A 24716-nucleotide genomic window follows, 5' to 3' on the forward strand; every position below is an offset into this window, starting at 1 on the left:
CGTCGACCCCCGCGGAGAAAAGCCTAGACGCCCAGCAGGTAGCCGCGGAGCCACACCTGCCAGTAGAGTCGCGGAATCGCCTCCACGTCGGCCAGCCAACTCACGCGCGACTCGACGGCCGGAAACTTCGCGCCGTCGTAGTCGTACCCTGCGAGGATGGCTTTCCCCTCCTCGGTGAGCAGCGGACAGGCCGCGAAGCCGTCGTAGCGGGACTCGTACGCCCGCCCCGTCACGTCGGCGGTGAGGTTGTCGGCGAGCGCGGCGGCCTGCTTGCGCGCGGCGGCGGCCGTCTTCGAGGTTGGCGCGTCGGTGCAGTCGCCAAGCGCGTACACCCGGTCGGCCGTGCGGTGGCGCATCGTCTCGGGGTCGACGGCCACGTACCCCTCGTCGCTCGCCGCAGTCAGGGGTGACTCGTCGGTCAGCACGGCCGGACACCGCTGTGGCGAGACGGGGAGATAGAGGTCGTACTCGATGGTTTGACCGTCCTCGCTTTCGACCCGCTGGTCGGCGACTCCGTCGACGACGAAGCCCCCCTCGTACGTGACACCACGAGTATCGAACACGTCGGCGAGTTCCTCATCGTAGCGTGCCTTCTTGCCGGTCCCGAAGACGTGGTCGTCGGGGCCGGCGAGCGTCACCGCACACGGAACGTCGTGGGCCGTGAGATAATCCTCGGCGAGCAGGGCGGCCTTCGCCGGCGCACCGCTACAGGAAACGCTTCCCTCGGGTTCGGTAACGACGACCCGGAGCGGGCGCTCCGCGGTCGGTGTCGGGAGCGACGGCTCGGCTCCCGTGGTCGCTACGCCGCCGTCGGCCGCTACCGGAGTCTCCGCGTCGGTTCCATCCGTGCCGCCGACCAACCGACTCAGCGTCTCCTCGAGTGCGCGTGCGCCTTCGGGCCGGTAGAACGGGTAGACGTGCGGCTCACCCGCCCACGGGCCGGCGACGGTCTCGTGGCCAAGTGCGACGACGAGCCGGTCGTACTCGACGCTCCCGTCGCCCGTCGCGACCATCCGTTCGCCGGGGTCGATACCCGTCACGGTCGCCTCGCGAAACCGCACGTCGGCACGCAGATAGTCGCGCACGTCCCGTGTGTGCGCGTCGATGTCGGCGTGACCGAACGGGTGGAGATAGAAGGCCGGCTGGTAGCGGTGGGTCGGCGTCCGGTCGAGGACGACTACCTCGGCCAGCCCGCCGAGTTCGCGGTCGAGCCGGTTCGCGACCATCGTCCCGCCGGCTCCGGCTCCAAGGACGAGGACACGCTCTGTCATGTGAAAGGTTAGGCGTCTCTCGCCGGAAAAGGTGGTGGCGAACGCGTGCGGCCACCGGTTTTCATGCCCGCGCCGAGCGAATGACGGGTATGCTCTCGCGAGCCGACGCCACGGCGCGACTGAAGCAGGCAAAACACGAACAGGACCTCGATTTCGTCGACCTCACCGACGCAATCGACCGCGACGAGGTGTGGACGGCCTCGCTCGTCTTCGGCGACGTGAGCGCGAGCGAGGCGGAAGCACGCGCCCTGTGTACCCGACTCGACATAGAGGACGAAGCGGTCGTCGCTGCACTCCAGCGTGAACCGTACAAGGGTGACGAGGAAGCGACCATCCCCTCGGACCCGATGTTGTACCGGCTCTACGAGATTCCGCAGGTGTACGGCGACGCCATCAAGGCCTGCGTCCACGAGGAGTTCGGTGACGGCATCATGTCGGCCATCGACTTCGAGTGTCACGTCGACAGGGTCGACCACAACGACGGCGACCGGGTTCGAATCACCTACGAGGGGAAGTTTCTCCCGTACAAGAAGTGGTGATTACTGACCCGCGCCGAGGTCGCGATACAGCGCGAGCAGGGACTCGAGCACCCGCTCGCGGTCGAACTCGCGGAAGTCGTCGTCGATGGTTCGGTGGTCGAGGTCGCGAGAGTCCTGAATCGCGCCGGCGATCTCCTCGGAGGTCGTGACCCGGAAGCCGCGGGGTCGCCGCTCCACGAGTTCGTGGGCCGCCGAGTCGCTTTGATACTCTACGACGCCGGTACAGCCACACGCGAGCGCCCACATGAGTTCCGTGGCGAACGACTCCCGGCGAGCCGTGTGGACGAAGGTGTGAGCGTTCCGGTAGTGGGCGATACGCTCCTCGCGCGGAACGTCGCCGACGAACTCGACGCGGTCGCCGATTCGGAGGTCGGCGGCCGCCTGCTCGAACTCCCCGCGTGCCGGCCCGTCGCCGATGACGGTCGCGGACCAGTCTTCCCGTCTGAGTTCGGCCAAGCCGAGAAACAGCGACTCCAGATTCGCGTCCGAATCGAGCCGCCGCCCCGCGACGATGTGTTCCTCGCCGGCCGGCTCGACTGCCTCGATTGCCTCGAACTCTAAGAACTCGCGGAGCACCGTGAGATGCTCGCCCGCGATACCATCCTCGCGAAGGCCGGACTCGACGTAGTCGGAGGGGACGACGGTGTGGCTCGGTGCGCGTCGGGCCGGGCCGAGCAACCGGGAGTCGAACTGCTCGTCGCCGTACCAGTCACAGACGAGTGGGGCGCGCGAGAGCGTCGCCCCGACGCGAGCCGAAAGTAACAGCTCCGGCGGCGCAGGCGCGGCGTGAATCACGTCCGGACGGAACCGCGCCAACTGGACCGGGAGGCGGACGACCGAGGAGGGGAGGTCTGGCGCGATGTCGATACGGCGGTATCTGAGGTCGTCGTCCACGCGCCACGGACCGGCGTCGGGACCGTACCACCACTGAGTACAGAAGACGGTCACGTCGTGCCCGCGCCGGGAGAGCGCCCGCGCCAGCGCCTCCGTACGTTTGAGGCCGGCCCTAGCTGTCCGGTGTGTGGTCTCGAAGGCGACGACGGCAATCCGCATTACCTCTGGTTCCCGCCGGCGGGGATAAAAAACCTCTCGGCCCGACGCGGCGGATTTTTATCTGCAAGCGTCGACCTTCCGACGATGGCGTCGCTCACGTACGACGAGGGGACGATTCGCGTTGACGGCGAGGTGTCCGTCCCGCTGCCGGGAGTCGAGCGCGACCCCCGCTCGGAATCTGGACGCGCTCCCGCGTATCGGTACGCCCAGCTCCGGGACGCGCTCCGCCCCCTCGCGGCGGACGTGCGCGACGACGTGCTCGATCTCGTCGACGTGTCAGAGCTTCACTCGTCGTACGACCTCCGCGAGTACCAGCGGGACGCGCTGGACGCGTGGGAGGAGAGCGACCGCCGCGGCGTTCTCGAGCTCCCGACTGGGAGCGGGAAGACGGTCATCGCAATCGGCGCAATCGAGCGACTCGCGACGCCGACGCTGGTCGTCGTCCCGACGATCGACCTGCTGAATCAGTGGCGCGGCGAGCTCGAAGCCGAGTTCGACGTACCGGTCGGACAGCTGGGCGGCGGTGAACAGCGCGTCGAACCCGTCACCGTCGCCACCTACGACTCGGCGTATCTCCGCGCTGACGAGCTAGGCGACCGGTTCGGCCTACTCGTCTTCGACGAGGTACACCACCTCGGCGGAGAAGGGTATCGGGATATCGCGCGGCTGATGGCCGCCCCCGCACGACTCGGGCTGACTGCCACCTTCGAGCGTCCCGACGGCGCACACGAGGCGATTGAGGAATTGGTCGGCCCGCTGGTGTACGACCTCGAGGTGGACGACCTCGCGGGCGACCACCTCGCACCCTACGACATCAAGCGCATCGAGGTGTCGCTCGGTCCCGAAGAACGCGCCCGCTACGACGAGGCGCAAGGCATCTTCACCGACTACCTCCGCGAGTCGGACATCCAGCTTCGGTCGGGCAGCGACTATCAGGAACTCGTCAAGCGCTCCGGGACCGACCCCAAGGCACGCGAAGCGCTGTTGGCGAAACAGCATGCTCGCGAAATCGTCGCCAACGCCGACGCGAAGGTGGAGACGCTTTCCGACATCCTCGACCGCCACGCCGAGGACCGAATCATCGTCTTCACGGCCTACACCGACCTCGTGTATCGCCTCTCCGAACGGTTCCTCCTGCCGGCGATCACGAACGAGACCGGAACGACGGAGCGCAGCCAGATACTCGACCGCTTTCGCGAGGGCGACTACTCGCGGGTCGTGACGGCGAACGTGCTCGACGAGGGCGTCGACGTGCCGGACGCGAACGTCGCGGTCGTGCTCTCGGGGTCGGGGAGCCAGCGAGAGTTCACCCAACGGTTGGGTCGCGTGCTCCGCCCGAAGGAAGACGGCGGACGCGCCCTGCTGTATGAGGTCGTGAGCGAGGAAACGAGCGAGGAACGCGTCGCGGCACGGAGGCGCTAATGCTGACGAAAGAGCTGCTTCGCGTCTCGCGACGTGGCGGCGGCTACCACCCACAGTTCGTCGGCGACGACGCCGAGGCGCGCGACCTCGCGGCCCGCGTGCTCGGGGTGTATCAGGGTCACGTCGGGGAGACGCGCGGCGACCTCGATTCGGCGCTCGACGAGCTTGAAGCCGAGTTCGCGTTCAAGCTCGTGCGCGGGTTCGCCAAGCTCCTTGACCGGGAGACCGCCTTCGAGACGCGCGCGCCACTCGACCCCGAGCGAACCCGGCGTCTCGTCTTCGAGTGTGCCGAGTCGGTGAGTGTCGCGACCGACGCCGACCGGCGAGAAGCGCTCGACCGCGCCGCCGAGCGGATGCGCGTCCCGACCGACGGCATCGAGCAGTCGCTGTACGCCGACCGCGAGGTGCAGCAGGTGCTCGTGAACTTCGATTCTCGATGGACACCCGAGACACTGTGTGAACAGTATGACCTCTCACTCGCCCAGACTGCGCTGTTCGACGCGACGGAGGTGTGCGTCCGGTCGTCGGACCCGGCGACGCTCGTCTCGACAGTGAAACGGCTCCGTCTGCTGTACGAGATTCGCCGGACCGACCAGGGTCGGGAGGTCGTCGTCACCGGCCCGGACGCGCTGTTCAGACGGTCGCGCCGCTACGGGACGCGATTCGCGCGCCTGCTCCGGACGGTCGCGAGCGCGAGCGAGTGGACGCTGGAGGCGACTATCGACGACCGCAACACCGAGCGCACGCTCCGACTTGACGAGTCCGACGTGTCGGTCCCTGGCGTCGAACCGGTGACCGAGATGACCTTCGACTCGGGGGTGGAAGCCGACTTCGCCGCCCGGTTCCAGTCGCTCGATTTAGACTGGTCGCTGGTGCGTGAACCCGAACCACTCGCCGCCGGTGAACACGTCGTCATCCCGGATTTCGCCTTCGACTGGAACCACGGCGAGTTCCGCGTCTTCTTCGAGGTGATGGGATTCTGGACGCCCGAATACGTCGCGAAGAAGCTCTCGCGCTTTGGCGACCTCGAAGACGTGGCCTTCCTGGTCGCCGTCGACGAATCACTCGGCGTCGGCGAAGAAGTCGAGGCGCTCACCGACGGCGCGATACCGTACTCGGGGACGGTCCGGGTCAAGGACGTGGTCGACGCGCTCCGCGAGTACGAGGCTGACCTACTCACTGAGGCGCGGGCGTCACTCCCCGACGAACTGCGGCCCGACGACGACGTGATTTCGCTCGCCGACCTCGCCGACGAGCACGGTGTGAGCGAACAGACGCTCGACTCGGTGGCGTTCCCCGACCACGAAATCGTGGGGCGCACGCTCGTCCGGCCGGCCGTGCTCGACACCGTCGCGGAGACAATCGAGGCCGGGCAGTCGCTGGACGCAGTGGAGTCGACGCTTGCCGGAGAGGACCTCTCGGACACGAGTGCCGTCCTGTCGCGGCTCGGCTACCGAGTCGAGTGGGAGGGGCTCGGTGGCGGCGTCCTCAAGAAGAAAGACTAGATTTCCTCGACGCTCGGGTCGCCCCCGGTCTTGCGGATGCGGTACTCCGTGCCGTCGGGGTAGAGCAGTTCCACTCCGAACAGCTCGGGGCCCGGGTGTGGGAGTTGCACCGCGGTCTGTGCATCGACGGTCGGCGCGCGACCCTCGGGACAGTCGAGGGTTCGAGAGGCGGTCGTGTATGTGAGCTCGTAGGTGGTGCGGTCGAGCTGTTCGAGCGTGGCGTTCGTGACGCGGGCACGATTCCGGTCGACCGGTATCACTCCGTCGATGGAGACGTAACTCCCCTCGGTGTCGTTGTTGATGGTGACCATCGGCGCGTCTGTGTCCGCGGGCAGACAGGTGGCGTTGCCGCCCTCGAAGTAGGTGACTGCGGGCGCGGCTTCGGCACGCTGGTCGAACGTGCCGGTCGAGTCGAGATAGACGCCCGCGCCGATGCCGCCGCCGAGCAACAGTACGGAGGCCGCCGTCACTGCGAGGAACTGCCGGTCCATACCCGTACGTCGTGGGCCACCCGTATCAGTATGCGGACTACAGGTCGCGCTGGCGACCCTTCGGTATCTGCGAGCGCAGTTCGCCGTACAGATACAGTCCGGTCCCGATCGGTTCCTGCTCGCCTCCGATGTCGTGCGTGACGACGAGATACCCCCAGTCACCGTCCCAGCGGTCTATCTCCTGGTCGTGGCCCGCGAGGAAGGCCGTCGCCTCCGCCTCTTCGAGGTGGATGACGCAGTCGGTCGCCAGTCCGCCAAACCGTTGGGCCGCGTTGGTCGTCGGCTTCCAGTGTTCGTGGTCGGTCCGAAGCACCGACATGCCGAGTCCCTGAATCCGGGCGGGTGAGGGCACCTCACCGTGAAACGCCCAGATTTTGCCGGAGCCGCGCTCCCAGAAGGAGTAGTCGCCCCACGTCGCGGCCGGGATGCCGTAGCGCTCTTGCCAGAAGTCGACGACTGCTTCGCGGGTCGGGCGACCCTCGACCTCGCGGTCGCGCTCGGTCGCGGGGAGCCGACCGAACTGGTGGCCGTCGTTGTCTCTCATGCGTGCACCTCCAGCTTCGCACAGAAGAAGCCCCCCGTGTCGTTCAGGTGCGGGTAGACGCGTTTGGCCTTCCGCACTGAGCCGTCGAACTCCACTCCGTCCCACTCGGTCACGCCGGGGCGCGTCTCCAGCGGGAGGTCGTACTCGACGAGGGACACGTCGTGCTCCCCGAGCACGTGGTCGAGGACGGCCTCGTTCTCCTCGGGCGCGAAGGTACACGTCGAGTAGACGACCGTGCCGCCGGGTTCGGTCACCTCGATAGACCGCGAGAGCACGCCTTTCTGGATACCCGCGATTCCGTGGACGTGGTCTAACGTCCACTCGTCGAAGATGTCTGGGTTCTTCCGGACGGTCCCCTCACACGAGCAGGGAACGTCGGCGAGCACGCGGTCGAACTGCTCGCCGCCGAAGGGTTTCAGCGAGAAGTTCCGCGCGTCGGACTTCGCGACGGCGACGTTGGTCAGCCCGCAGCGTTCGGTGTTCGACCGGAGCGCCGACAGTCGCCCGAGATTCGAGTCGTTGGCGACGAGCAAGCCGGTGTCGTCCATCAGCGCGGCGAGGTGTGTCGTCTTCGACCCGGGTGCTGCACACGGATCGAGGACGCGCTCGCCGGGTTGCGGGTCACAGACGAGACCGGGAATCGCTGAGACCTCCTCCTGTCCGTAGAGCCAGCCGTGGACGTATGGCCACGTGTTGCCGGGCTTTTCGAGCTCCAAGCGAAGCAGCTCACCGTACCAGTCGGCCTGTTCGTAGGCGATACCGGCGTCGTCGAGTGCCGCCGTCGCCCGGTCGGTCGTCGCCTTGACGGTGTTCACCCGGACGACCTGCGGGAGCGGCTCCGCGCAGGTGGCCCGGAACTGCTCGTAGTCGTCGATGAGCGGCTCGTAGCGGGCGAGCGGGTCGTCCATACCGCCTCGAACGACCCCGGAGGCTTGGGGATTTCGAGTCCCGACTCAGGCCGGCCGGACCTGTTCGCCGTCCCACCGGAGTCGACCCTCGACGGCCAACTTCTCGACGTGGGCCTCGACGGTCGCCACCGCGAGCTCGCGAACGGCGGAGATGTCCTTCGTGTACGCGCCGTCGGTCACGGCGTCGAGGGTGTAGGCACCTTCCGTGACTACGTCGAAAATTCGGCGTTCGCGCTTGCGTCGGTGGGCGATGAGTCGCTCACAGGTGTCGCGCGCGTCCTCGATGGTCGGGCCGTGGCCCGGATAGATACGGTCCGGGGCGCGTGCCCAGACCCGGCGCAGGGAGGTGACGTACGCGCGCATGTCTCCCTCCGGGGCGGCGACGGCGACGGAACCCTCTCCGATGGCGAGGTCGCCGGCAACTAACCCCTCGGGCGTGGCGAACGCGACGTGTTCGGGCGCGTGGCCGGGCGTGTCGACAACGCGTATGCCGGCGAGACTGGTTCCCTCGCGGTAGGTTCGGTCGGGGTCGACGCCGGTCGCCGCTCGGAAGTCGGCAACGCGACCGGCACGGCAGGCGACGGTCGCGTCGTACTCGCGGGCGTAGTGGGCGATACCGCCCGCGTGGTCGGAGTGGTGGTGTGTTGCGAGCACGTAATCGAGGTCGTGGTCGGCGACGAGGCTGTCGAGTTCGGGGTGGCGCTCGGGCGGGTCGACGAGAGTCGTCGACTCGCCGGCGAGCAGATAGGCGTTGACGGAGCCGGTCGGGACGTTCGGAAACGTCACCGGGACGCGATGGACGTGCACGGTGGCCGAACGCGTCGCCCGGACTTAGTTGGCGAGGAAGTAGACCTGCTTGCGTGCGTCGTGGAAGCTGTAGCGGGAGCCGACGAGACCCTCCTCTTCCAGACGATTCAGGGCGTAGCGGACGGTGCGGTCGGGCAACAGCGACTCCTCGGCGAGTTGGCCCTGCGAGAGCGGGCTCTCGTCGTCCAGCACTTTTGCGACGAGCTTCGCGCTCGGCGGGAGCTCGCGCAGGGTCTCGCGGAACTCGGGGTCGGACAGTGGGTTCTCTTCGACGGACTTCTCGGTTAGTGCGCTCATACCAACCGCTGCCTGTGGACGGTGGTAAGTGTTCCCTATATTCAGGTCATAACACTCGAAACACCACCAAGTGTATAATTGCCCCTTATACATAGCACGCTGTCATATCTTGCCAACACCGAAACTGTGTGCAATACTTACCTACGACGGCGTGGTCGGGCGTGTATGGCGAGTATTCCCGCCGAGTTCCACGACCTGTTCGAGAAACGGACCTTCGCACACATCTCGACGTTGTTGCCTGATGGTGCACCACAGACCACACCCGTCTGGGTAGATTACGACGCCGACGCGGACGAACTCCTCGTCAACACGGCGCGGGGTCGCCGCAAGGAGAAGAACATCCGCAAGGACCCGCGCGTTGCCGTCAGCATGACGGACCCCGAAGACGGCTATCGGTACCTCGCCGTGCGCGGGACGGCCGAACTCACGACCGATGGCGCGGTTGACCACATCGACAAACTCGCGGCCCGTTACATGGGCGTCGACGAGTACCCACACCACGGCGAGGAGGACGGCGAGCGCGTCCTCGTCCGCATCTCACCCGACTCGGTCACCCACACCGGCTGAGCGGAATCTTTCTCCCCCCGCGGGCCGAACACCGGATATGGACTCACTCGAAACCGAACTCGCCCGCGCCCGCGAGCTTGACACCGCGAGTCTCGCCGACGCAATCGAATCCATCGGCTTCGAGTGTACCCACTGTGGAGCCTGCTGTACGGCCGAACCCGACGACGACCACACCGCTACCGTGTTTCCCGACGAAGTGCGCGAGCTAACCGACGACGAGTGGCGCGACGTGGCCCGCCCGATGCCGTACGGTCTGGAAGACGGGCCGGACGGTCCCGAGGGCGAGACGTTCGAGTGGGCGCTCCAGACGGACGCCTGTGGCGACTGTGTCTTCTACGACGGCGACGAGTCGGGGGGCTGTACGGTCCACGCCGACCGGCCGCTCATCTGTCACACCTACCCCTTCTCCGTCGCGTTGGGCGGCACCTCACAGCCGATGGGCGAGGCCGTCGACTCGGAAGGAATGGTCCGCGCCCACGAGTGTGAGGGACTCGGCCGCGATATCTCCCGAGCCGAAGCCGAGGAGTTGGCCGCCGCGCTCAAGGAACGGGCCGTGCGCGAACTGGAGGAGGCGATCGGCGTGCGCGACAACTACGAACCCGTCGCGACGGACGCCGGTGAAGTGGTGGTCTACGACTCCGAGGGACCGAAGCGGCCGGACGGCACCCCTGCTGGGCAGTGAAAGAGCTTTAAACTCCCCGGGAGATGTATCGCGCGTCTATGGAGATCTCCGAGAAACTCCTCTGTCTGTTCAGCGCCGATGTCGAGAGCGACGACGACCGATACGTGGTCGAGGTGCCGCGCCGCGAACTCGACACCGGTGAAATCGAAGCGGGTGAGACGTACCGCGTCGCCCTCATCGCTGCCGGCGAGGACGACGCCGCAAGCGTCGAGAGCGACCGCGCCGAGACCGCCGGTGAAACCGCAAGTGGGGAACCGCGCCCGCCCGTCGAGCCGGGCGAGATTCGCTACGTTGAGGTGGAAGATATCGGGAAGCAGGGCGACGGCATCGCTCGCGTCGAGCGCGGCTACGTCATCATCGTCCCCGACACGGACATCGGCGAGCGCGTCAAAATCGAGGTGACGGAAGTGAAGTCCAACTTCGCGGTTGGCGAGGTCATCGAGTAGCCACGCGCGTTCCGTCACCGATTTCTCTCCTCTACCAGCGACGCGGCTCACCCACCCGCCACCGACCTCGGTGGTCCCGTATTTGTGCCTGAAAACGCAAGACAGCGCCGAAATTAACACGCTGTACCAAACGGCATTTTATGTGCTGGTGGTATGGTGAGGTATGAGCGCGACAGCTACCCCGGCGACCGCGACCGACCTGAGCGAGAAACAACAGCGAATCCTCGCGTATCTGCGCGAGGCGGCCGCCACGGAGACGTATTTCAAGTCACGCGCAATCGGCGAGGAGCTTGACCTGTCGGCAAAAGAGGTCGGTACCAACATGAGTGCGATCTGTGAGGGCGACTTCGGTATCGACGTGGAGAAGTGGGGCTACTCGTCGGGCACGACCTGGATGGTCACGACGTAGGGTCATACGAGAGCAGGTCGCTCGCATCGGCCGCAAACGCAACCGTCTCCGGCCCGAAGGAGTCCGCGTACCGAACCACGAGCACGAGCAGCCGCTCGGGCGCGACGAGCGCGTAGCCGTCCTCGCGCGAGAGCAGGCCGGCCGACTCGAGTTCGCCGACGTACCGGCTCACGGTCGGGCGCGAGACGCCCAACTCCGCCGCGAGGTCCCCGCCCGTCGCGTCGGGATTCGCCAACAGCGCGAGCACGAGCTTCCTGGCCGTATCGCGCCGAAGATAGCCGAGTGCGCGCTTCTCGAACGCCGAGAAGCGACCGCTCGGGAAGTAGCGCCGGTAGTCGCCGTCCTTCTCGGACTCGACTCTCCCGTCGGATTCGAGCCGCCGGAGATGGTGTTGCGCCTCGCCGGTGCCGAGCTTGAGGCCGTCGCGTAGCTTCGAGAAGTGTGCACCGGGGGTGGTGGCGAGATAGCCGACGATGGCCTCACGACGGTCCGAGCGCTCCTGCCCGTCGTCGTCGTTGTCGCCGGCAAAGCGGGCGAACGGCGACACTGCGCCAATTGCGCCAAAGCGCTTTAGCGTCGCCCGCTTGCTCTCGTCCACCCCGTCCATACTCCGCGTGAGTCAGTGACAGGTAAAACGGCTTCGGCTACTCCTGTTCCGTTTCGGCGTCGCCCATCGCCTCGCGCATCTCCGCTTTCGTCTCGGCGTCCATGTCGGAGTCCATCTCCTCGATGACGTCGTTGGCGCTCTTGATGTCTGCGTCGTCCGCGCCGGCCTTGATGGCCTCCGCTTCGGCCTCCATCTGTTGGACATCCATCTCGGCGTCCTCGTCGATGCGGCCGAGAATCTCCTCGATGTCGTCGAGTCCGAGCATCTCGCGGGTCTCCTCGTCGAAGTCCATCGAGTCGAGTACGCTCTCGGACTGTTGGACGTCCGAGCCGGTCATGTGCTTGCCGTAGCGACCGACGAGCGACGTGAGTTCCTGCGGGAGCACGAACGTCGTGGACTCGCTGGTCCCCATCTCGGCGAGCGTCTCCATCCCCTTGTCGATGACCGCCCGCTCGCCCATCGACTCGGCGGACTTCGCGCGCAGCACGGTCGAGATGGCGTCTCCCTGTGCTTCCAGGATCTGGCTCTGCTTTTCACCCTGTGCGCGGATGATGTTCGACTGCTTTTCACCCTCCGCCTCCTCGACGGCAGAGCGTCGCTCACCCTGTGCCTCCAGAATCATGGCACGGCGGCGGCGCTCTGCGGAGGTCTGTTGCTCCATCGCCTGCTGGACGTCCTTGCTCGGGTTCACCTCTCGTACCTCGACGGACTCGACGCGGACACCCCACTCGTCGGTCGGTTCGTCGAGGTCCTTCCGGATGCGCGCGTTGATCTCTTGGCGCTTGTTGAGCGTGTCGTCTAACTCCATGTCGCCGATGACGGCACGCAGCGTCGTCTGTGCGAGATTCGAGACGGCCCGCTCGTAGTCGTCGACTTCGAGGAACGCCTTCTTGGCGTCCATCACCTTGATGTAGACGACGGCGTCGGCCGTCACCGGGGAGTTGTCCCGGGTGATTGCCTCCTGTCGGGGCACGTCGAGCGTCTGTGTCCGCATGTCGAACGCGTACGTCGCGGAGACGAACGGCACGACCAGATTGAACCCGGGTTCGAGCAGCTTCTGGAACTCACCGAACCGCGTGAGCGCTTTCTTCTCGTACGCCTGCACGATGACGACAGACGACGCCACCGTGATGATGGCGAGCGAGAGGAGGACCAACGCGACGACCGGTCCCACAAAGCCCGCTTGGAGTGCTATCAGCATGGTCTCATGTTAGGCCAAACAGCGCATAAGGATTCCCCCCGTTCCGTCGCTCAGGCCGATTCCGGCTCCCGCTCGGAGTCCGTCTCGCCGTCGGACTCTGATTCGCCGTCGGAGTTTGCCTCCCCGTTCGATGCCGAGGCTCGGGTCGTCCCGGTCTCCTCCGTCGCACTCGTGGCTCGGCCCTGTTCGCGGCCCTCTCTGAGCGCGCGGTCGATGTCGTCCTCGCCGGCCGGCGCGACGGTGACGACGTTTCCGCCGCCGGGGTCCATCACGACGATTTCGGTACTGACCTCGATCGGGCGGTCCATCGCTCGCGCCCGGTAGTAGGGGTTGAAGCCGCCGTCGTCGAGCTTGACCTCGCCGCCGTCGCTCGTCACCCGTTCCGTCACCGTCCCGGTGTTCCCTCGCAGCGAAGAGGAGTCGGTCGTCTTGCTCCCCGACCCACCAGTGCCGATGCCCAACCGTCGGTAGCCGGCGAGGGTCGCGCCGCTCGCCAGCAGAAAGACGAGCGTCATCAGGAGGATAATCGCCACGCCGCCGATGAGTGGACTCAACAGGACGCCGACGAGTCCGGCCACCGTCAGCCCCGAGCCGAGCACGATGAAGTTGGCACCCGGCGCGAGCGCCTCCGCCAACATCAACCCCGCCCCCACCAACAGCAACACCATCGACAGGGGCAGCCCGAAGATATCGACCATGGGGCCGATAGGCTCCCCGGTCGCGTAAGCGTTCGCCTCAGAGCACCCCGCTCGCGAGCCGCACCAACACCAGCGTCGTGAACAGTGCTCCGAGCAGGACGAACGCCGCGTGCTCGGCGGAGATGTCGCCGGGCGTTATCGGGTCGCGCTCGTCGCTCCGAACGAACGACTCGCCTTCCGTCGCGACGTTCAACGCACCGGCGTCATCGGCTTCGTCGGCTCCGTCGTCTTCCTCGTCGTCCCACACGCCGGGCGGGTCGTCCCACTCGCGCTCGTCGTCGGTCATACCCGCAGTACTGCCCTCGATAAGAAAAGTGCGCGGGCTACCGGACGCGCGTACCGACGGCGCTGTCGTCGTGAGTCGTCAACAGGTCCGCCTGCCCGCCCGCCGCGAGCACCATCCCGTTCGACTCGACGCCGAACAGCTCGGCCGGCTCCATGTTCGCGACGACGACGACCTTCGTTCCCGGAAGCGCGTCGAGGTCGTGTAGCTGTTTGATGCCGGCGACGATCTGGCGGACCTCGTGGCCGATGTCGACCTCCAGTTTCGCGAGCTCGTCGGCCCCCTCGATACCTTCCGCGGCTCGAATCTCGCCGACACGGAGGTCGAGGTCCTGGAACTCCTCGAAGCCGATGGTGTTCTCGACGATCGGTTCGAGGTCACCATCTTCGCCCTCGCTTGCATCTCTGTCGTCCGTCTCTTCGCTCTCCTCGCTCGCGTCCTCGACGCGCGATTCGAGGTCGGCGTTGAGTTCCTCGACGGTGTCGTCTTCGATTTGCTCGAACAGCTCCGTCGGCTCACCGAACTCCGCTGGCGGGGCCTCAAGCGCGTCCGAGAGGGCGGCCTCGTGGACGCTGCCGTCCTCGCCCAACTGCGCCCACAGCTCCTCGGCCTTGCCCGGCAGCACCGGCTCCATGAGCACGGCCGTCGCCTTCACGAGCTGGACGCAGTCGCGGATGACCTGTGCCGCGCGCTCGGGGTCCTCGTCGGTGAGCTTCCACGGCTCGTTGCGCTGGATGTACTCGTTGCCGAAGCGCGCGAGGTCGATGGGTGCCTCGCCCAGCCCCCGCACCGAGTAGTCGTTGACGGCCTCGTGGACGGCACCGATTGCCCCGTCGATGTGTTCGCGCACGTCCTCGCTCACGTCGGCGTCGGGCGTGCCGTCGAAGTTGCGCTCGGCGAACAGCAGCGACCGGTAGGCGAAGTTGCCGAGCACGCCAACGAGGTCGTTGTTCGTCCGCTCCTGTAGCGCGTCCCACGAGAAGTTCACGTCGGCGGTGAACTCCGAGCCGGTGATGACCTGGTACCGGAACAGGTCGGGGTCGAGACCGGTTTCGAGGTAGTCGTCGGCCCACACCGCACGGTTTCGGCTCGTGGAGAAGGCCTCTCCCGCGAGGTTGACGAACCCGCAGGCCATCACGGCACGGGGTTCGTTGTAGCCCGCTCCGCGGAGCATCGCCGGCCAGAAGACGGTGTGGTGTTGGATGATGTCCTGGCCGATGACGTGGATGAGATCGCCGCCGTCATCATTCCACGTCTCGTCCCACTGTACGCCGGGACGCGTCTCGCCGTCGAACTGCCACGCGGCCTCCCAGTCGAAGTCGGACTCCTCGCTGTACTGTTTCGTCGCGGCGACGTACTCGATTGGGGCGTCGACCCAGACGTAGAGCACGAGGTCCTCCTCGCCTTCGCCGGGGTAGTCGATTCCCCAGTCCATGTCGCGGGTGATACAGAGGTCCTCGAGTTCGCCCTCAACCCACTCGCGGGGCTGATTTTGCGCGTTGTCGGTTCCTTCGAGTCGGTCGAGAAATCCGGACAGATACTCCTGGAAGTCGCCGAGCCGGAGGAACTTGTGCTCGCGGGTGCGGTACTCGGCCGGATTTCCCGTGAGGGTCGAGACCGGGTCCTCGATTTCGCCCGGCTCGAGGTGACGCTGGCAGCCGTCGTCGCACTCGTCGCCGCGGGCCGTCTCCCCGCAGTAGGGGCAGGTCCCCTCGACGTAGCGGTCCGGGAGCGGTTGGTCCTCGTCGGCGTCCCACGCCACCTGAATCTCCCGCTCGAAGACGTGGTCGTTGTCGAGCCACGACCGGACGAACGACTGGGTGAGTTCGGTGTTGGTCGCGTCGTGGGTGTCGCCGTAGTGGTCGAACTCGACGTTGAACTTCGGGAACGTCCGTTCGTACTGGTCGTGGTACTCGTAGGCGTACGACTCGGGGTCGACGCCGGCCTCGGCGGCGTTAACGGCGATGGGCGTCCCGTGCATGTCCGAACCGGAGACGAACGCCGTCTCTTGACCGAGACTGTCGAGCGCGCGAGCGAGCGCGTCCCCGCTCACGTACGTGCGCAGGTGGCCGACGTGGAGGTCACCGTTGGCGTACGGCAGCCCGCAGGTGACCACCGCCGGCTCGTCGGTGGGATAGTCGTCGCGTGTCATACTTCTGCTAGTCCCGTGGGCGACCTAAACCCCCCCGATTCGGGACTCTCACAACACCGAGGTGAGGGTATCGAAGAAGGCAATCCACACGAGCAGTCGGCCGACGCTGCCGACGAAGGTGGCGGCGGCGAACTTCGCGTAGTTCTCCTCTAAGACGGTGAACGCGTAAATGGAGATCGTGTCGGGGAAGAAGGGAATCGAGAGTGCGAACGCGAGCCCGATGTAGCCGTACTCCTGTGCGACCTCGACGGTCTTGCGTTCTGACCACGCGACCACGTCGATCGGCGAGCGCCGGAGCGCGCGAATTACGGGGCCGGACTCCTTGACGCCGTGACCGACGCGGAAGGCGAACACCGAGCCGGCGGCTTTCCCCAGCCCGGAAACGAGGATGAGAATGGTCAACTCGACAGCCGGCGGGAGACCGAGATTCGGCGTCGCAAAGAGGACAATCTCGCTCGGCAGCGGGAGGACGACGGCGATGAGAAACGAGTAGACAGCTACGGCGAGCAGCGAGAGGAGACCGCTCGACGACTCGACGAACTCCACGAGCGGCGAGAAGTCGAAGCCGAAAACCAACGGGATCAGTGACACATCGAATCACTTGCCCGGGGCCTGCCTAAGCGTATCGCTCTCTACCGGAGTCTATCGAGGTCTGTGAGGAACGCACACAGCGTCTCGCGAGTGACGTGCGGCTGCATCACGAACCGGGCCTCGCCCCGTTCGGTGCGCGAGAGCCGCCACCCGGCGTCGCGAACTGCGTCGATTGCCTCGGTACCGATGTCGGCCGCGACCAGTGGGAGCGTCGGCGAGACGACCTCGTCGCCCCGCAAACGAAGCTCCGCCGCGAGCCACTCCGCGTTCGCCTGTGAGGTCTCGTACTGCTCGCGGTAGCCGTCCGGCCACAGCGCGTCGAGCGCCGCGACCGCGCTCGCGACGCCCGCTCCCGAGCGCGTCCCCGTGAGCGTGATCTGGCTGGTAGATTCGAGATACGGCGTGTCGACGGCGAGCTCGGCGAGCAGCGACTCCTCGCGCGCCAGCAGCCCGCCGGCCGGTACGACCGCCTGCCCCATCTTGTGCGGGTCGATGGTGAGCGTGTCGACGGCGGCGTCGGCAAAGCCCCACGCGTAGTCGGTGAACGGGAGGACGAACCCGCCCCACGCGGCGTCGACGTGGAGGAGTGGGTCGCCGGGCGCGTCGGCGGTGAGGTCGGCGAGGGCGGGAATCGGGTCCACGCGCCCATACTCGGTCGAGCCGGCGACGCCGACGACGGCGACCGTGTCCGCGTCGAGTAGCTCCTCGACTGCCTCCAGCGAGACGGTGTAGCCGTCGAGCGGGGCGACCCGGAGTTCGACACCGAGCACGTTGGCGGCCTTGGTAAACGAGAAGTGCCCCGAGGCCGGGACGACGACGTTCGGGTCGGGAGTGTCAGCGCGGTTTCGGGCGAGCCGGAGCGCCTGAACGTTCGCCTCGGTGCCGCCGGAAGCGACGTAACCCGCCGGCTCATCGAGCCCGGCAACCTCGCCGAGCCGGTCGACCACCGTCGATTCGAGGTCGGCGACGGTGTCGTAGGTTCCGGGGTCGCCCGGGTTGGTGGCGATGAACCGCTCTGCGGCCTCACGGGCGGCCGGGTGTGGCTCCGTACACATCGAAGAGAGCACGCGCGAGAACGACTGCGGAATCCCCAACTCCATCTACCGACACGAGGCGGACGAGCGACTTTAATGACTCTACTTCGCTGATCGCGTGGGTGGACTTATTTGCCGGGCCGGAGACCCTCGGGTATGAGCGAGCGAGTCGCACTGGCGTTCGACGGCGACGTAGCGACGCTGACTATCGACCGGCCCGCGCACCTGAACGCGCTCGACACCGCCACGCTGGAGGCGCTCGATGCGGCACTGGAGGAGGCCCGCGGCGAGGCGCAAGCGCTCGTCATCACGGGTGCTGGTGACGACGCCTTCGTCGCCGGCGCGGATATCGCGGAGATGGCCGAGATGAATACGACCGAGGCCGAGGCGTACTCCCGGCTCGGTCACGACGTGATGTCGGCCGTCGAATCGTTCCCCGCGCCCGTCATCGCGGCCATCAACGGCTACGCAATCGGCGGCGGCTGTGAACTCGCCTTGGCGTGTGACTTCCGGGTCGCGAGCGAGCGGGCCGTCGTCGGACACACGGAGATCGACCTCGGTATCACGCCGGGATGGGGTGGCACACAGCGGCTCCCCCGACTCGTCGGCGACGAGACGGCGCGTCGACTCATCATGTTCGGCGAGCGGATCGACGCGAGCGACGCCTACAACCTCGGACTCGTCGGCGAGGTCATCGCCCACGACGACTTAGACGACCACGCCGCCGCGATGGCAGCCGACCTCGCGGCGAAGCCGACGACCGCGATGAGGGCCGCCAAGGAATCACTCAACCAGGCCCGAACGACCGACCTCGCTGCTGGTCTCGACTTCGAGCGCCGGACCTGGGCGTCGCTGTTCGACACCGACGACCAGCGCGAGGGGATGGCGGCGTTCCTCGACGACCGCGACCCCGACTTCGAGTAGCAGATCGCGTCAGGTCACGGCGGGTGCGGTCTCTTCCACCTCTGAGTAGGTCAACACGAGCGCGACGGCCGCGAGCGCCGCGACCGCGAAGAAGGGCCACGCGAAGCCGAATCGGACGAGCACGCCCGACACGAGCGGCCCGGCGGCGATGCCGAAGCCGAACGCCGTCGTGAGGACCGACAAGGTGGTGCCGGACTCCCCCTCGCGGGCGAGGTCACCCGCTACGGCCAGTCCGGGGGCAAACACCATAGCCACCGAGATTCCCTGGAGGAGCCGAAACGCGAGCATCAACAGCGAGCCGGTGCCGACGCCGGCGACGGTCGCCGGGAGTGTGGCCGCGAGTGACGGAATCAGCCCCTGTAACGCGAGCGAGGGAATCAGGAGGACGAACCCCCACACGAGGAAGGGTCGCCGGCCGTAGCGGTCGGACGCCCGACCGATTGGCACCTGAAAGAGCACGTTCGCGATGACGACCGCCGCGAACTGAACTGAGAAGAGAAACGGCGTCTGGTTGAGTTGTGCGTTGATGACCTCCTGGAGCGTCGCGAAGATACCGATTCCCGTCGCCATCAAGAACGTGCCGATCCCGACGACGAAGACGGGGTCGAGTCCGTCTTCGGTGCGGATTCGAATCGAGAGGTCCTCGCTCGCGGAGCCTTCGAGGTCCTCTGGGTCATCGACGAGAACCGAGACGAGGACGAACGCGACGAGCGCACCGACGACCGCCACGGCAAAGGCGGCGTCGAAGCCCGACACCGTCGCCCCGAGCAGGTCATAGCTGACGACCGTCTCCGAGGCGACCCCGCCCGTGATGAGCAGTCCGGCGACGATTGGACCGAAGCCGAAGCCGATGAGCCTGAAGGTATTGAAGATCCCGAAGTCGTTGCCGCGGCCGGCGTCGTCGCTGTAGTCGTTGACCAGCGCGAGCACGATGGGGACCGTCAGCGCCGCGCCGATACCCTGCATCGCCCGCGCGCCGAGTACGGCCCAGTAGGAGGTGACGAACGGGTAGATTGCGCTCCCGACCGCGAGCACGACCAGCCCGGCGAGGATGTAGCGTTTCCGCGCGCCGGTCCGGTCGGAGAGTCGGCCGCTGAACGGCTGGAGCGAACTGTTGAGCAGACCGAACAGCGAGAGCACGACGCCGATGAGCAGCTCCGTCGAGAAGCCGTCGAGACCGACGAGCGATATCTCCCCTGAAGCGATGTACAGCGGGAGGACGATAATGAGAAAGGAGTTGCCGAGCGAGTCTGCCATCCGGGCGAAGGCCAGCGCGAGCACGCGGTTGTCTGTCCTCAGAACCATTCACCCGACATAGCGGCGAGTCGGTCTTAAATCCAGACGCCTGTCGTCGGCGTTGGCGTCGCCGTCCCGTCGTTGAGCCGTCCGATTGCCTCCGGGCCGACGGCGATGTCGGCGTAGATGACCCGGCCGTCGCGCGCGACGCCAACGTGCTCGATATCGAGGTCTCGCTCCTCGTCTTCGTCGGCAAACAAATTGTCGAGGAGCGACCGGAGCCGGTCGCGCGACAGCAGGTCCGCGGGGTCGAAGACGACGGCCACCCGCAGTCTGTCGGGGTCGAACCGATAACTGAAGACGAGTCCCTTCGCCAGCGCGAGCGCATTCCCGCTGTCTCCCGCCGTCTCCTGTTGGAGCACCGCCAGCCCCGCCTCGGAGACCCCGGCCACGAGGGGGTGGCCGTCCGTCACCGACAGGCAGTGCCGGACGGGAGCGCGCTCGGTGAGTCGCGTTCCGTTGCCCGTCCGGGCGTCGATAGCTGCGTGGACGCCCTCGAGCGCGTCCAAATCGAGTCCGAGCGTGACGCTCGCGACGAGCGCGTTCGAGTCGTAGCCGACGCCGAACGTGAAGTCCGGCGGCTCGGGCTGGTCCGGTCCCTGGAACTGGGGCCAGTTACGCCCCAGTGCGGGAGCGGAGGCGTAACACTGGTAGCCGCGGTACGTCCCTTCGGGCGTGACGAGCCCACCCTCGACGGGGCGGAAGGTGTCCTGTATCTCGGCGTCGATGGCGTCGGCGTCGAAGTTTCCCGTCGCGACGAGGGTGAGACCTGCCTGTCCGCGCTCAGGCCGGCCGTACCCCGTCGCGAGGAGTCGGTCCACGTCGTCGAGCGCGATTGCCTCGGAGAACTCTCGCGCGCGGTCGAGTCCCGACTGGAGTTCCGGCGGGAGTCGGTCGCTGTTCGCGCGCAGCGTCGGCACGTTCAGACCCGCGTAGAGGTAGCTGTCGGTGTCGAACACCGCACTGGCGTCGTGGTGCCAGCGGGCCGAACGGGGCGGGCCGTCGTCGAGGGCCGTACAGCCGGCGAGGGCGGTGACGCCGAGGGCACCGGCGGCGAGCACATCACGGCGGGAGGGCACACACGTCTCTCCGTAGCCACGAAGTAAGGTGTTTCGTCCGCCCTGGCGGCTCCACAACCCCGGGTTTAAGTTCCGTCCCGAGTCAACCAGGGTACGATGCAGTTCTGCGACGAGTGTGGCTCGATGATGCACGCCGACGGCGACACGTGGGTGTGTCGCTCCTGCGGGCACGAAGAGCTGCGCGATTCAGCAAGCGAGAGCGAGATGACAACGACCGAAGGACAAGAGGGCAACGAGGTCGTCGACATGTCCGAGGTCGACGACACGGAGATCGGCCCGACGACAGACGCGCGGTGTCCGAACGACGACTGCGACGGTGAGCGCGCACGCTACGAGATGAAGCAGATTCGCGCCGCCGACGAGTCCGAGACTCGATTCTTCACCTGCGTCGAGTGCGGGAAGAAGTGGCGCGAAGACGACAACTGACCGGACGTAGCTTTTCATAGCTGTGGGTCTTCGCTCCGGTATGAGCGACCAGTGGCCCACGGTGCCCGACGGTGAACTCGAACGAGGTGGGTGGCGGCTCGCCGACCGGACGCGTGAGCGCCTGTTCGAGTTGCCACGAGTCACCGTCGATGGCCACACGCGCCTGTACGAGGAGCCGAGCGTCGGCGAGCAGTTCGGTATCGACGAGCCGCTGTGTTTCTTCTTCGCAACGCGACTCGCCTTTCAGCCGGAACTACCGGGCGGGGCGAGCCGGCTCGTCGAGCCGATGATTCGGACGCGTGCCCGCTCGCAGTTTCTGGGCGACCTCCGCGAGCGCGGCTTTCTCGACCTGCAGTACCGGACCGACGACGATTTTCGGACCGCGGACGGCCACGCCGGACAGCTGACGACCGTTCGTGGCCGGTGTCGCGTCGGCGACCGGACGCTCGACGCGACCGGCTGGCTGGCCGTCTGGCAAAATGAGACGTTCTTCGTCGCCGGCGGCGGCTACCCGAACATCGACACCGAGCGAAACTACCGCGAGGAATTATTAAACCTGCTCCGAAACGTCAGATAGGCGTCCGCGCGAAGGTGAGGTAGCCGGTGTGGCCGACCCCACGCGTCGACGGTCGCGAGCCGCGATTATCGAACGTCATCTCCCGCTGGATGGTCTCGACCGTCTCCACGCCGACGAGACCGACCTCTCGGGCCGTCTCGACACACTCGCGCGAGGACTCGATGAACGGCGAGTACACCGCGACCGGGCCGCCGGGGACGAGTAGGTCGGGGGCCTGCGCGACAACCGACGCCGCGTCACCGGTGTCGAGCGTCAGGCCATCGAACCCGGAAAGCGAATCGAGGCCGTCGGTCACGTCGCCCGTCCGCACGTCCACGCGGTCGGCGACGCCCGCCGTCTCCATGTTCTCGCGAGCCACGTCGGCGAAGTCGGCGTCCCGTTCGTAGGTCACGACCTCGATGCCGTGGCGGGCGAGATACACGGACAGGATGCCCGTGCCGGTCCCGGCGTCGAGGACACGGTCGCCGTCACCGAGCCCGAACTCGCCGAGGATGAGTCCAATATCGCGGGGCATCATCGGTGCGCCGGTGCGGTCGAGGTGGTCGAACAGGTCCGGACCACGCGGCTCGCGAGCCTCGAACGCCTCTCCGATGTGCGTCTCGACGGTGTCGCCCGGTTGCACGTCCTCGGGCACCTCTAACACGCCGAGGTCGGACTCGTGGCGGTCGCCCGGCGCGAGCAGGAGCTCGCGGTTCTCGCGGACGAACAGGTAGCTCACTCCAGCCGTTCGACGGCCGCCGCGAGGTCGCCGTCGGTCGCCTCCAGCGCTTCGCGGGCCTCTTCCGACGTGACGCCCGTGCGCCCGGCGACGATTTCGATGTCGGACTCGGGGATTGCGGCTTCCTTCTCGTCGCTGTCTTCCTCAGCGGACGCGTCGCCGGCCTCGGTGGCATCGGCGTCACGCGGGCGAACGTCCGGTTCGCCGACGACTTGATACGTCGCCTGTCCCTGAGCGTCCATCTTCTGGACCTCCGCGTCCTCGAAGACGTACTCCTCGTCGTCGGTGCGGATGATGACCTCATTGGCGTCGATTTCGGTGAGGTCGATACCCATCTGGTTCATCATCTGCTTCATCTTGCGCGGGTTCATGCCGCCGCCGCCTCCTCCAAACATACACGACCGGTGGCTCGCGTCGCTGAAAAGTGCTCCCTTTGTCCGGCTCCCGGGGTTCAAGTCGGATGCCGCACCACGGCCGGCGTGACGTGACACCCACTCGCGGGGGTTCGCGGTCGTGCCGGCAGTCCCGCGAGGCGACGCCGGCCTGTTAGCCCCGATTTCCGGACTTCACCTTCACCGCCATCCCGGTATCGAACGTCTCGATAGCCGACGCCGGAAGCTCTGCGCGCCCGACCGCGAGCAGTCGCCCCTCTTCGTGGACGACAGCCACCTCGTCGCCAGGTCGAATCTCGCTGCCGACGGCCCGAACGAACTTCGCAAACACGTTCTTTCCCTCGCGGACGAACGGTTCGGACTCGTCGCCGACGACTATCCGGCCGGTCGGCGACGGGAGCGACTCGACCAGTCGGCGACCACCGGCCAGCCCCAGCCGAAACCGCCCGTCGTCGCCGTAGGAGACGAGCCGCTCGCCGGCCGGTCGGCCGAGGTCGTCGTGGCCGCCGGCGTCCGGCCCGACGTGAATCTGTGAGGGTCGCCCCGAGGTGGTGCGTCGCACCTCCGGCTCCTCGTCGTCGGGAAACAGCGCCGCGCCAGCACCGCGGCCGAACTGGTGGTCGGCGACGGTCGCGAGCTGTCGGCGTTCGGTAGCGTCCATACCACGAGATGCGCGGTCCGGGTGATACGGCTTTCGCGTTCACGCGAACGGGTCCGTTCCGAGCGCGCGCGCCACCAGCGCCCGTGCCACGTCACCCAGCCGGTCCGGCTCCACGCCGACGCGCAGGTCAGCGACGACGCCGGCGTGGTCGGACGGCCACAACCGTCGGTCCCCCGTCTGTACGCGCAAGCCGTCGTCCACAGCCGTGAGCCGGGTCCCGAGCGGCCGTGCCGGCCCGCCCGTCAGGACGAAATCCAGCCGGAAGCCGAGTCCGCCACCGTCGAGTGTCGGCTCGCGACAGCAGGTGAGTGCCGGCTCGCCGGTCGCGGTCGCGGCGTCGGTGAGTTCCCCGGCGAGTAGGTTGTACGCCGACGGGTCTTCGGCGAGCGGGCGGCTGTTCAGGTCGGCGAGCAGCACGAGCGCTCGCTCCTCGGGCAGTTGGTTAGCGAGCGCCTGCGCCTGCACGTAGCGGATGCGCCGGTCGGCTGCAGAGAGGTGCGTCGACACCCCGACGACCGGCACGCCGTCGACCAGACAGTCCGCTCGACAGAAGCCGCGCGTCGCGACCAGTCGTCGGCCGTCGAGCCGCCGGCTCGCGTTGACAGCGAACTGTGCGGCGTCGGTGGCCTCGACCGCCACGTCCTCGCGGACGAACACCGCGTCCCGATCGTGAAACCGCACGTCGAACCGTTCGCCGTCGTGTGCTGCTGGGAGCGTGATGTCCGCGTTCGGTGAGACGGCCGCCCGGCGATAGCTCCCGCCCGCTTCCTCGAACTCCCGTTCGAGCAGGGAGAGGAAGTCGAACACCGGTTCGCCGTCGCGTTCGACGAGCGCGCCCTCCTGTACGCCGACGATAGCCGGCGACTCGGCCGTCAGTTCGGCGGCGAGGACCGCCATCCGCTCGGGGACGGGACTCGCTGCCAGCTGCGTGAATCGCTCTCCGACGAGTTCGGGGTCGAGTCGCTCCCGCGTGAGCAAATCGAGCAGCGGAACGCCGAGCCCGAGGTTCTGGGTCGCGACCGTCGTCGACGCCGCGAGCAGCGGGCCGGTCGTCGCGTAGCCGGCTCCGGCCACGAATCCACCACCGGCCCGGAGCGCGTCCCGTCTGGAGAACTGCACGGTTACTACTCAGCCCC

General features: G+C 67.1%; 30 protein-coding genes. 10 read left to right on the forward strand and 20 right to left on the reverse strand.

The window, feature by feature from the left end; genetic code table 11:
• Positions 1-23: 23 nt before the first annotated feature.
• Entirely contained in the window at positions 24-1271 is a 1248-nt protein-coding gene (locus DMP03_RS03270; RefSeq protein WP_152119281.1) for an NAD(P)/FAD-dependent oxidoreductase, read from the reverse strand.
• Positions 1272-1360: 89 nt separating this feature from the next.
• On the opposite strand from DMP03_RS03270, the gene cynS reads away from it, so the two are divergent.
• On the forward strand, positions 1361-1810 hold the full coding sequence (gene cynS, locus DMP03_RS03275; protein WP_197739281.1) for a cyanase: 450 nt from the start codon (positions 1361-1363) through the stop codon (positions 1808-1810).
• Here cynS and DMP03_RS03280 read toward each other — a convergent pair whose 3' ends face one another.
• On the reverse strand, positions 1811-2863 hold the full coding sequence (locus DMP03_RS03280; RefSeq protein ID WP_152119283.1) for a glycosyltransferase: 1053 nt from the start codon (positions 2861-2863) through the stop codon (positions 1811-1813).
• Positions 2864-2947: 84 nt separating this feature from the next.
• On the opposite strand from DMP03_RS03280, the gene DMP03_RS03285 reads away from it, so the two are divergent.
• Both DMP03_RS03285 and DMP03_RS03290 read left to right on the forward strand, forming a co-directional pair.
• Positions 2948-4285 carry a DEAD/DEAH box helicase family protein gene (locus tag DMP03_RS03285; protein ID WP_152119284.1) on the forward strand — a complete coding sequence of 446 codons (1338 nt, stop codon included), beginning with the start codon at positions 2948-2950 and terminating at the stop codon, positions 4283-4285.
• On the forward strand, positions 4285-5790 hold the full coding sequence (locus DMP03_RS03290; protein ID WP_152119285.1) for a DUF790 family protein: 1506 nt from the start codon (positions 4285-4287) through the stop codon (positions 5788-5790). The genes DMP03_RS03285 and DMP03_RS03290 overlap by 1 nt, the downstream gene beginning before the upstream one ends.
• Here DMP03_RS03290 and DMP03_RS03295 read toward each other — a convergent pair.
• The 5 genes from DMP03_RS03295 to DMP03_RS03315 are packed head-to-tail and all read right to left on the reverse strand — an operon-like array spanning position 5787 to position 8837.
• Positions 5787-6281, reverse strand: a complete 495-nt coding sequence (locus tag DMP03_RS03295; RefSeq protein ID WP_152119286.1) for a hypothetical protein — start codon at positions 6279-6281, stop codon at positions 5787-5789. The two genes, DMP03_RS03290 and DMP03_RS03295, sit on opposite strands and share 4 nt — an antisense overlap.
• A 37-nt stretch (positions 6282-6318) precedes the next feature.
• Positions 6319-6825 carry a DUF7122 family protein gene (locus DMP03_RS03300; RefSeq protein ID WP_152119287.1) on the reverse strand — a complete coding sequence of 169 codons (507 nt, stop codon included), beginning with the start codon at positions 6823-6825 and terminating at the stop codon, positions 6319-6321.
• On the reverse strand, positions 6822-7733 hold the full coding sequence (locus DMP03_RS03305; RefSeq protein ID WP_152119288.1) for an RsmB/NOP family class I SAM-dependent RNA methyltransferase: 912 nt from the start codon (positions 7731-7733) through the stop codon (positions 6822-6824). Before DMP03_RS03305 ends, DMP03_RS03300 begins: the two co-directional genes overlap by 4 nt.
• 45 nt (positions 7734-7778) lie before the next feature.
• On the reverse strand, positions 7779-8540 hold the full coding sequence (locus tag DMP03_RS03310) for an MBL fold metallo-hydrolase (protein WP_152119289.1): 762 nt from the start codon (positions 8538-8540) through the stop codon (positions 7779-7781).
• Positions 8541-8564: 24 nt separating this feature from the next.
• Positions 8565-8837 (reverse strand): MarR family transcriptional regulator, encoded by a 273-nt coding sequence (locus tag DMP03_RS03315; RefSeq protein ID WP_075936722.1) that lies wholly within the window; start codon positions 8835-8837, stop codon positions 8565-8567.
• A gap of 165 nt (positions 8838-9002) precedes the next feature.
• Here DMP03_RS03315 and DMP03_RS03320 point away from each other — a divergent pair, with 165 nt between their 5' ends.
• From DMP03_RS03320 to DMP03_RS03335, 4 genes are all read left to right on the forward strand, one after another.
• A complete protein-coding gene (locus DMP03_RS03320; RefSeq protein WP_152119290.1) occupies positions 9003-9404 on the forward strand; it encodes a pyridoxamine 5'-phosphate oxidase family protein in 402 nt (133 codons plus the stop codon).
• A 37-nt stretch (positions 9405-9441) separates the two neighbouring features.
• Entirely contained in the window at positions 9442-10086 is a 645-nt protein-coding gene (locus DMP03_RS03325) for a YkgJ family cysteine cluster protein (RefSeq protein WP_152119291.1), read from the forward strand.
• A gap of 38 nt (positions 10087-10124) precedes the next feature.
• On the forward strand, positions 10125-10532 hold the full coding sequence (locus DMP03_RS03330) for a TRAM domain-containing protein (RefSeq protein ID WP_152119292.1): 408 nt from the start codon (positions 10125-10127) through the stop codon (positions 10530-10532).
• Positions 10533-10695: 163 nt separating this feature from the next.
• A complete protein-coding gene (locus DMP03_RS03335; RefSeq protein WP_152119293.1) occupies positions 10696-10941 on the forward strand; it encodes a DUF7123 family protein in 246 nt (81 codons plus the stop codon).
• On the opposite strand, the gene DMP03_RS03340 is transcribed toward DMP03_RS03335, so the two are convergent.
• The 7 genes from DMP03_RS03340 to mfnA are packed head-to-tail and all read right to left on the reverse strand — an operon-like array spanning position 10931 to position 17573.
• Positions 10931-11548, reverse strand: coding sequence for a winged helix-turn-helix transcriptional regulator (locus DMP03_RS03340; protein ID WP_152119294.1), 618 nt, complete (start codon positions 11546-11548; stop codon positions 10931-10933). The two genes, DMP03_RS03335 and DMP03_RS03340, sit on opposite strands and share 11 nt — an antisense overlap.
• Positions 11549-11585: 37 nt before the next feature.
• Positions 11586-12749: an SPFH domain-containing protein gene (locus DMP03_RS03345; RefSeq protein ID WP_152119295.1), complete on the reverse strand. Its 1164-nt coding sequence runs from the start codon at positions 12747-12749 to the stop codon at positions 11586-11588.
• 50 nt (positions 12750-12799) lie between these two features.
• A complete protein-coding gene (locus tag DMP03_RS03350) occupies positions 12800-13447 on the reverse strand; it encodes an NfeD family protein (RefSeq protein WP_152119296.1) in 648 nt (215 codons plus the stop codon).
• A 37-nt stretch (positions 13448-13484) separates the two neighbouring features.
• Complete coding sequence (locus tag DMP03_RS03355) at positions 13485-13733, reverse strand: DUF7312 domain-containing protein (protein ID WP_152119297.1); 249 nt, start codon at positions 13731-13733, stop codon at positions 13485-13487.
• A gap of 37 nt (positions 13734-13770) precedes the next feature.
• Entirely contained in the window at positions 13771-15882 is a 2112-nt protein-coding gene (metG, locus tag DMP03_RS03360; RefSeq protein ID WP_152119298.1) for a methionine--tRNA ligase, read from the reverse strand.
• Between the two features lie 48 nt (positions 15883-15930).
• The gene (locus DMP03_RS03365; RefSeq protein ID WP_152119299.1) at positions 15931-16473 is read right to left on the reverse strand and encodes a YqaA family protein; all 543 of its coding nucleotides are present in this window, start codon (positions 16471-16473) and stop codon (positions 15931-15933) included.
• Positions 16474-16514: 41 nt separating this feature from the next.
• Positions 16515-17573 carry a tyrosine decarboxylase MfnA gene (gene mfnA, locus DMP03_RS03370; protein WP_152119300.1) on the reverse strand — a complete coding sequence of 353 codons (1059 nt, stop codon included), beginning with the start codon at positions 17571-17573 and terminating at the stop codon, positions 16515-16517.
• A gap of 90 nt (positions 17574-17663) precedes the next feature.
• On the opposite strand from mfnA, the gene DMP03_RS03375 reads away from it, so the two are divergent.
• Positions 17664-18431, forward strand: coding sequence for an enoyl-CoA hydratase-related protein (locus tag DMP03_RS03375; RefSeq protein ID WP_152119301.1), 768 nt, complete (start codon positions 17664-17666; stop codon positions 18429-18431).
• A gap of 9 nt (positions 18432-18440) precedes the next feature.
• Here the strand turns inward: DMP03_RS03375 and DMP03_RS03380 are convergent, their stop codons facing one another.
• Positions 18441-19736, reverse strand: coding sequence for an MFS transporter (locus tag DMP03_RS03380; RefSeq protein WP_152119302.1), 1296 nt, complete (start codon positions 19734-19736; stop codon positions 18441-18443).
• A gap of 26 nt (positions 19737-19762) precedes the next feature.
• On the reverse strand, positions 19763-20806 hold the full coding sequence (locus tag DMP03_RS03385) for a hypothetical protein (protein ID WP_152119303.1): 1044 nt from the start codon (positions 20804-20806) through the stop codon (positions 19763-19765).
• Between the two features lie 96 nt (positions 20807-20902).
• Between DMP03_RS03385 and DMP03_RS03390 the strand changes: the two genes are divergently transcribed.
• Positions 20903-21232, forward strand: a complete 330-nt coding sequence (locus DMP03_RS03390; RefSeq protein ID WP_152119304.1) for an RPA12/RPB9/RPC11 RNA polymerase family protein — start codon at positions 20903-20905, stop codon at positions 21230-21232.
• A 40-nt stretch (positions 21233-21272) separates the two neighbouring features.
• Positions 21273-21809 carry a hypothetical protein gene (locus tag DMP03_RS03395; RefSeq protein ID WP_152119305.1) on the forward strand — a complete coding sequence of 179 codons (537 nt, stop codon included), beginning with the start codon at positions 21273-21275 and terminating at the stop codon, positions 21807-21809.
• On the opposite strand, the gene DMP03_RS03400 is transcribed toward DMP03_RS03395, so the two are convergent.
• The 4 genes from DMP03_RS03400 to DMP03_RS03415 form a co-directional block, all read right to left on the reverse strand.
• The gene (locus tag DMP03_RS03400; RefSeq protein ID WP_152119306.1) at positions 21802-22527 is read right to left on the reverse strand and encodes a methyltransferase domain-containing protein; all 726 of its coding nucleotides are present in this window, start codon (positions 22525-22527) and stop codon (positions 21802-21804) included. The genes DMP03_RS03395 and DMP03_RS03400 overlap by 8 nt on opposite strands.
• Positions 22524-22922, reverse strand: a complete 399-nt coding sequence (locus DMP03_RS03405; RefSeq protein ID WP_152119307.1) for a nascent polypeptide-associated complex protein — start codon at positions 22920-22922, stop codon at positions 22524-22526. The genes DMP03_RS03400 and DMP03_RS03405 overlap by 4 nt, the downstream gene beginning before the upstream one ends.
• A gap of 151 nt (positions 22923-23073) precedes the next feature.
• The gene (locus tag DMP03_RS03410) at positions 23074-23580 is read right to left on the reverse strand and encodes a PUA domain-containing protein (protein WP_152119308.1); all 507 of its coding nucleotides are present in this window, start codon (positions 23578-23580) and stop codon (positions 23074-23076) included.
• Positions 23581-23619: 39 nt separating this feature from the next.
• On the reverse strand, positions 23620-24699 hold the full coding sequence (locus DMP03_RS03415; protein WP_152119309.1) for an endonuclease/exonuclease/phosphatase family protein: 1080 nt from the start codon (positions 24697-24699) through the stop codon (positions 23620-23622).
• Positions 24700-24716: the final 17 nt, after the last annotated feature.

Origin of the sequence: Halosegnis rubeus (assembly GCF_009184545.1) — an archaeon.
Classification (GTDB): Archaea; Halobacteriota; Halobacteria; order Halobacteriales; family Haloarculaceae; genus Halosegnis; species Halosegnis rubeus.

Coding starts and splice junctions, on each gene's coding strand:
- DMP03_RS03285 (WP_152119284.1), top strand. CDS start 2,948: ATGGCGTCGCTCACGTACGACGAGGGGACGATTCGCGTTGACGGCGAG.
- DMP03_RS03315 (WP_075936722.1), bottom strand. CDS start 8,837: ATGAGCGCACTAACCGAGAAGTCCGTCGAAGAGAACCCACTGTCCGAC.
- DMP03_RS03395 (WP_152119305.1), top strand. CDS start 21,273: ATGAGCGACCAGTGGCCCACGGTGCCCGACGGTGAACTCGAACGAGGT.
- DMP03_RS03270 (WP_152119281.1), bottom strand. CDS start 1,271: ATGACAGAGCGTGTCCTCGTCCTTGGAGCCGGAGCCGGCGGGACGATG.
- DMP03_RS03390 (WP_152119304.1), top strand. CDS start 20,903: ATGCAGTTCTGCGACGAGTGTGGCTCGATGATGCACGCCGACGGCGAC.
- cynS (WP_197739281.1), top strand. CDS start 1,361: ATGCTCTCGCGAGCCGACGCCACGGCGCGACTGAAGCAGGCAAAACAC.
- DMP03_RS03295 (WP_152119286.1), bottom strand. CDS start 6,281: ATGGACCGGCAGTTCCTCGCAGTGACGGCGGCCTCCGTACTGTTGCTC.
- DMP03_RS03380 (WP_152119302.1), bottom strand. CDS start 19,736: ATGGTTCTGAGGACAGACAACCGCGTGCTCGCGCTGGCCTTCGCCCGG.
- DMP03_RS03325 (WP_152119291.1), top strand. CDS start 9,442: ATGGACTCACTCGAAACCGAACTCGCCCGCGCCCGCGAGCTTGACACC.
- DMP03_RS03280 (WP_152119283.1), bottom strand. CDS start 2,863: ATGCGGATTGCCGTCGTCGCCTTCGAGACCACACACCGGACAGCTAGG.
- DMP03_RS03340 (WP_152119294.1), bottom strand. CDS start 11,548: ATGGACGGGGTGGACGAGAGCAAGCGGGCGACGCTAAAGCGCTTTGGC.
- DMP03_RS03330 (WP_152119292.1), top strand. CDS start 10,125: ATGGAGATCTCCGAGAAACTCCTCTGTCTGTTCAGCGCCGATGTCGAG.
- DMP03_RS03290 (WP_152119285.1), top strand. CDS start 4,285: ATGCTGACGAAAGAGCTGCTTCGCGTCTCGCGACGTGGCGGCGGCTAC.
- DMP03_RS03355 (WP_152119297.1), bottom strand. CDS start 13,733: ATGACCGACGACGAGCGCGAGTGGGACGACCCGCCCGGCGTGTGGGAC.
- DMP03_RS03405 (WP_152119307.1), bottom strand. CDS start 22,922: ATGTTTGGAGGAGGCGGCGGCGGCATGAACCCGCGCAAGATGAAGCAG.
- DMP03_RS03335 (WP_152119293.1), top strand. CDS start 10,696: ATGAGCGCGACAGCTACCCCGGCGACCGCGACCGACCTGAGCGAGAAA.
- mfnA (WP_152119300.1), bottom strand. CDS start 17,573: ATGGAGTTGGGGATTCCGCAGTCGTTCTCGCGCGTGCTCTCTTCGATG.
- DMP03_RS03345 (WP_152119295.1), bottom strand. CDS start 12,749: ATGCTGATAGCACTCCAAGCGGGCTTTGTGGGACCGGTCGTCGCGTTG.
- DMP03_RS03320 (WP_152119290.1), top strand. CDS start 9,003: ATGGCGAGTATTCCCGCCGAGTTCCACGACCTGTTCGAGAAACGGACC.
- DMP03_RS03375 (WP_152119301.1), top strand. CDS start 17,664: ATGAGCGAGCGAGTCGCACTGGCGTTCGACGGCGACGTAGCGACGCTG.
- DMP03_RS03300 (WP_152119287.1), bottom strand. CDS start 6,825: ATGAGAGACAACGACGGCCACCAGTTCGGTCGGCTCCCCGCGACCGAG.
- DMP03_RS03350 (WP_152119296.1), bottom strand. CDS start 13,447: ATGGTCGATATCTTCGGGCTGCCCCTGTCGATGGTGTTGCTGTTGGTG.
- DMP03_RS03305 (WP_152119288.1), bottom strand. CDS start 7,733: ATGGACGACCCGCTCGCCCGCTACGAGCCGCTCATCGACGACTACGAG.
- metG (WP_152119298.1), bottom strand. CDS start 15,882: ATGACACGCGACGACTATCCCACCGACGAGCCGGCGGTGGTCACCTGC.
- DMP03_RS03410 (WP_152119308.1), bottom strand. CDS start 23,580: ATGGACGCTACCGAACGCCGACAGCTCGCGACCGTCGCCGACCACCAG.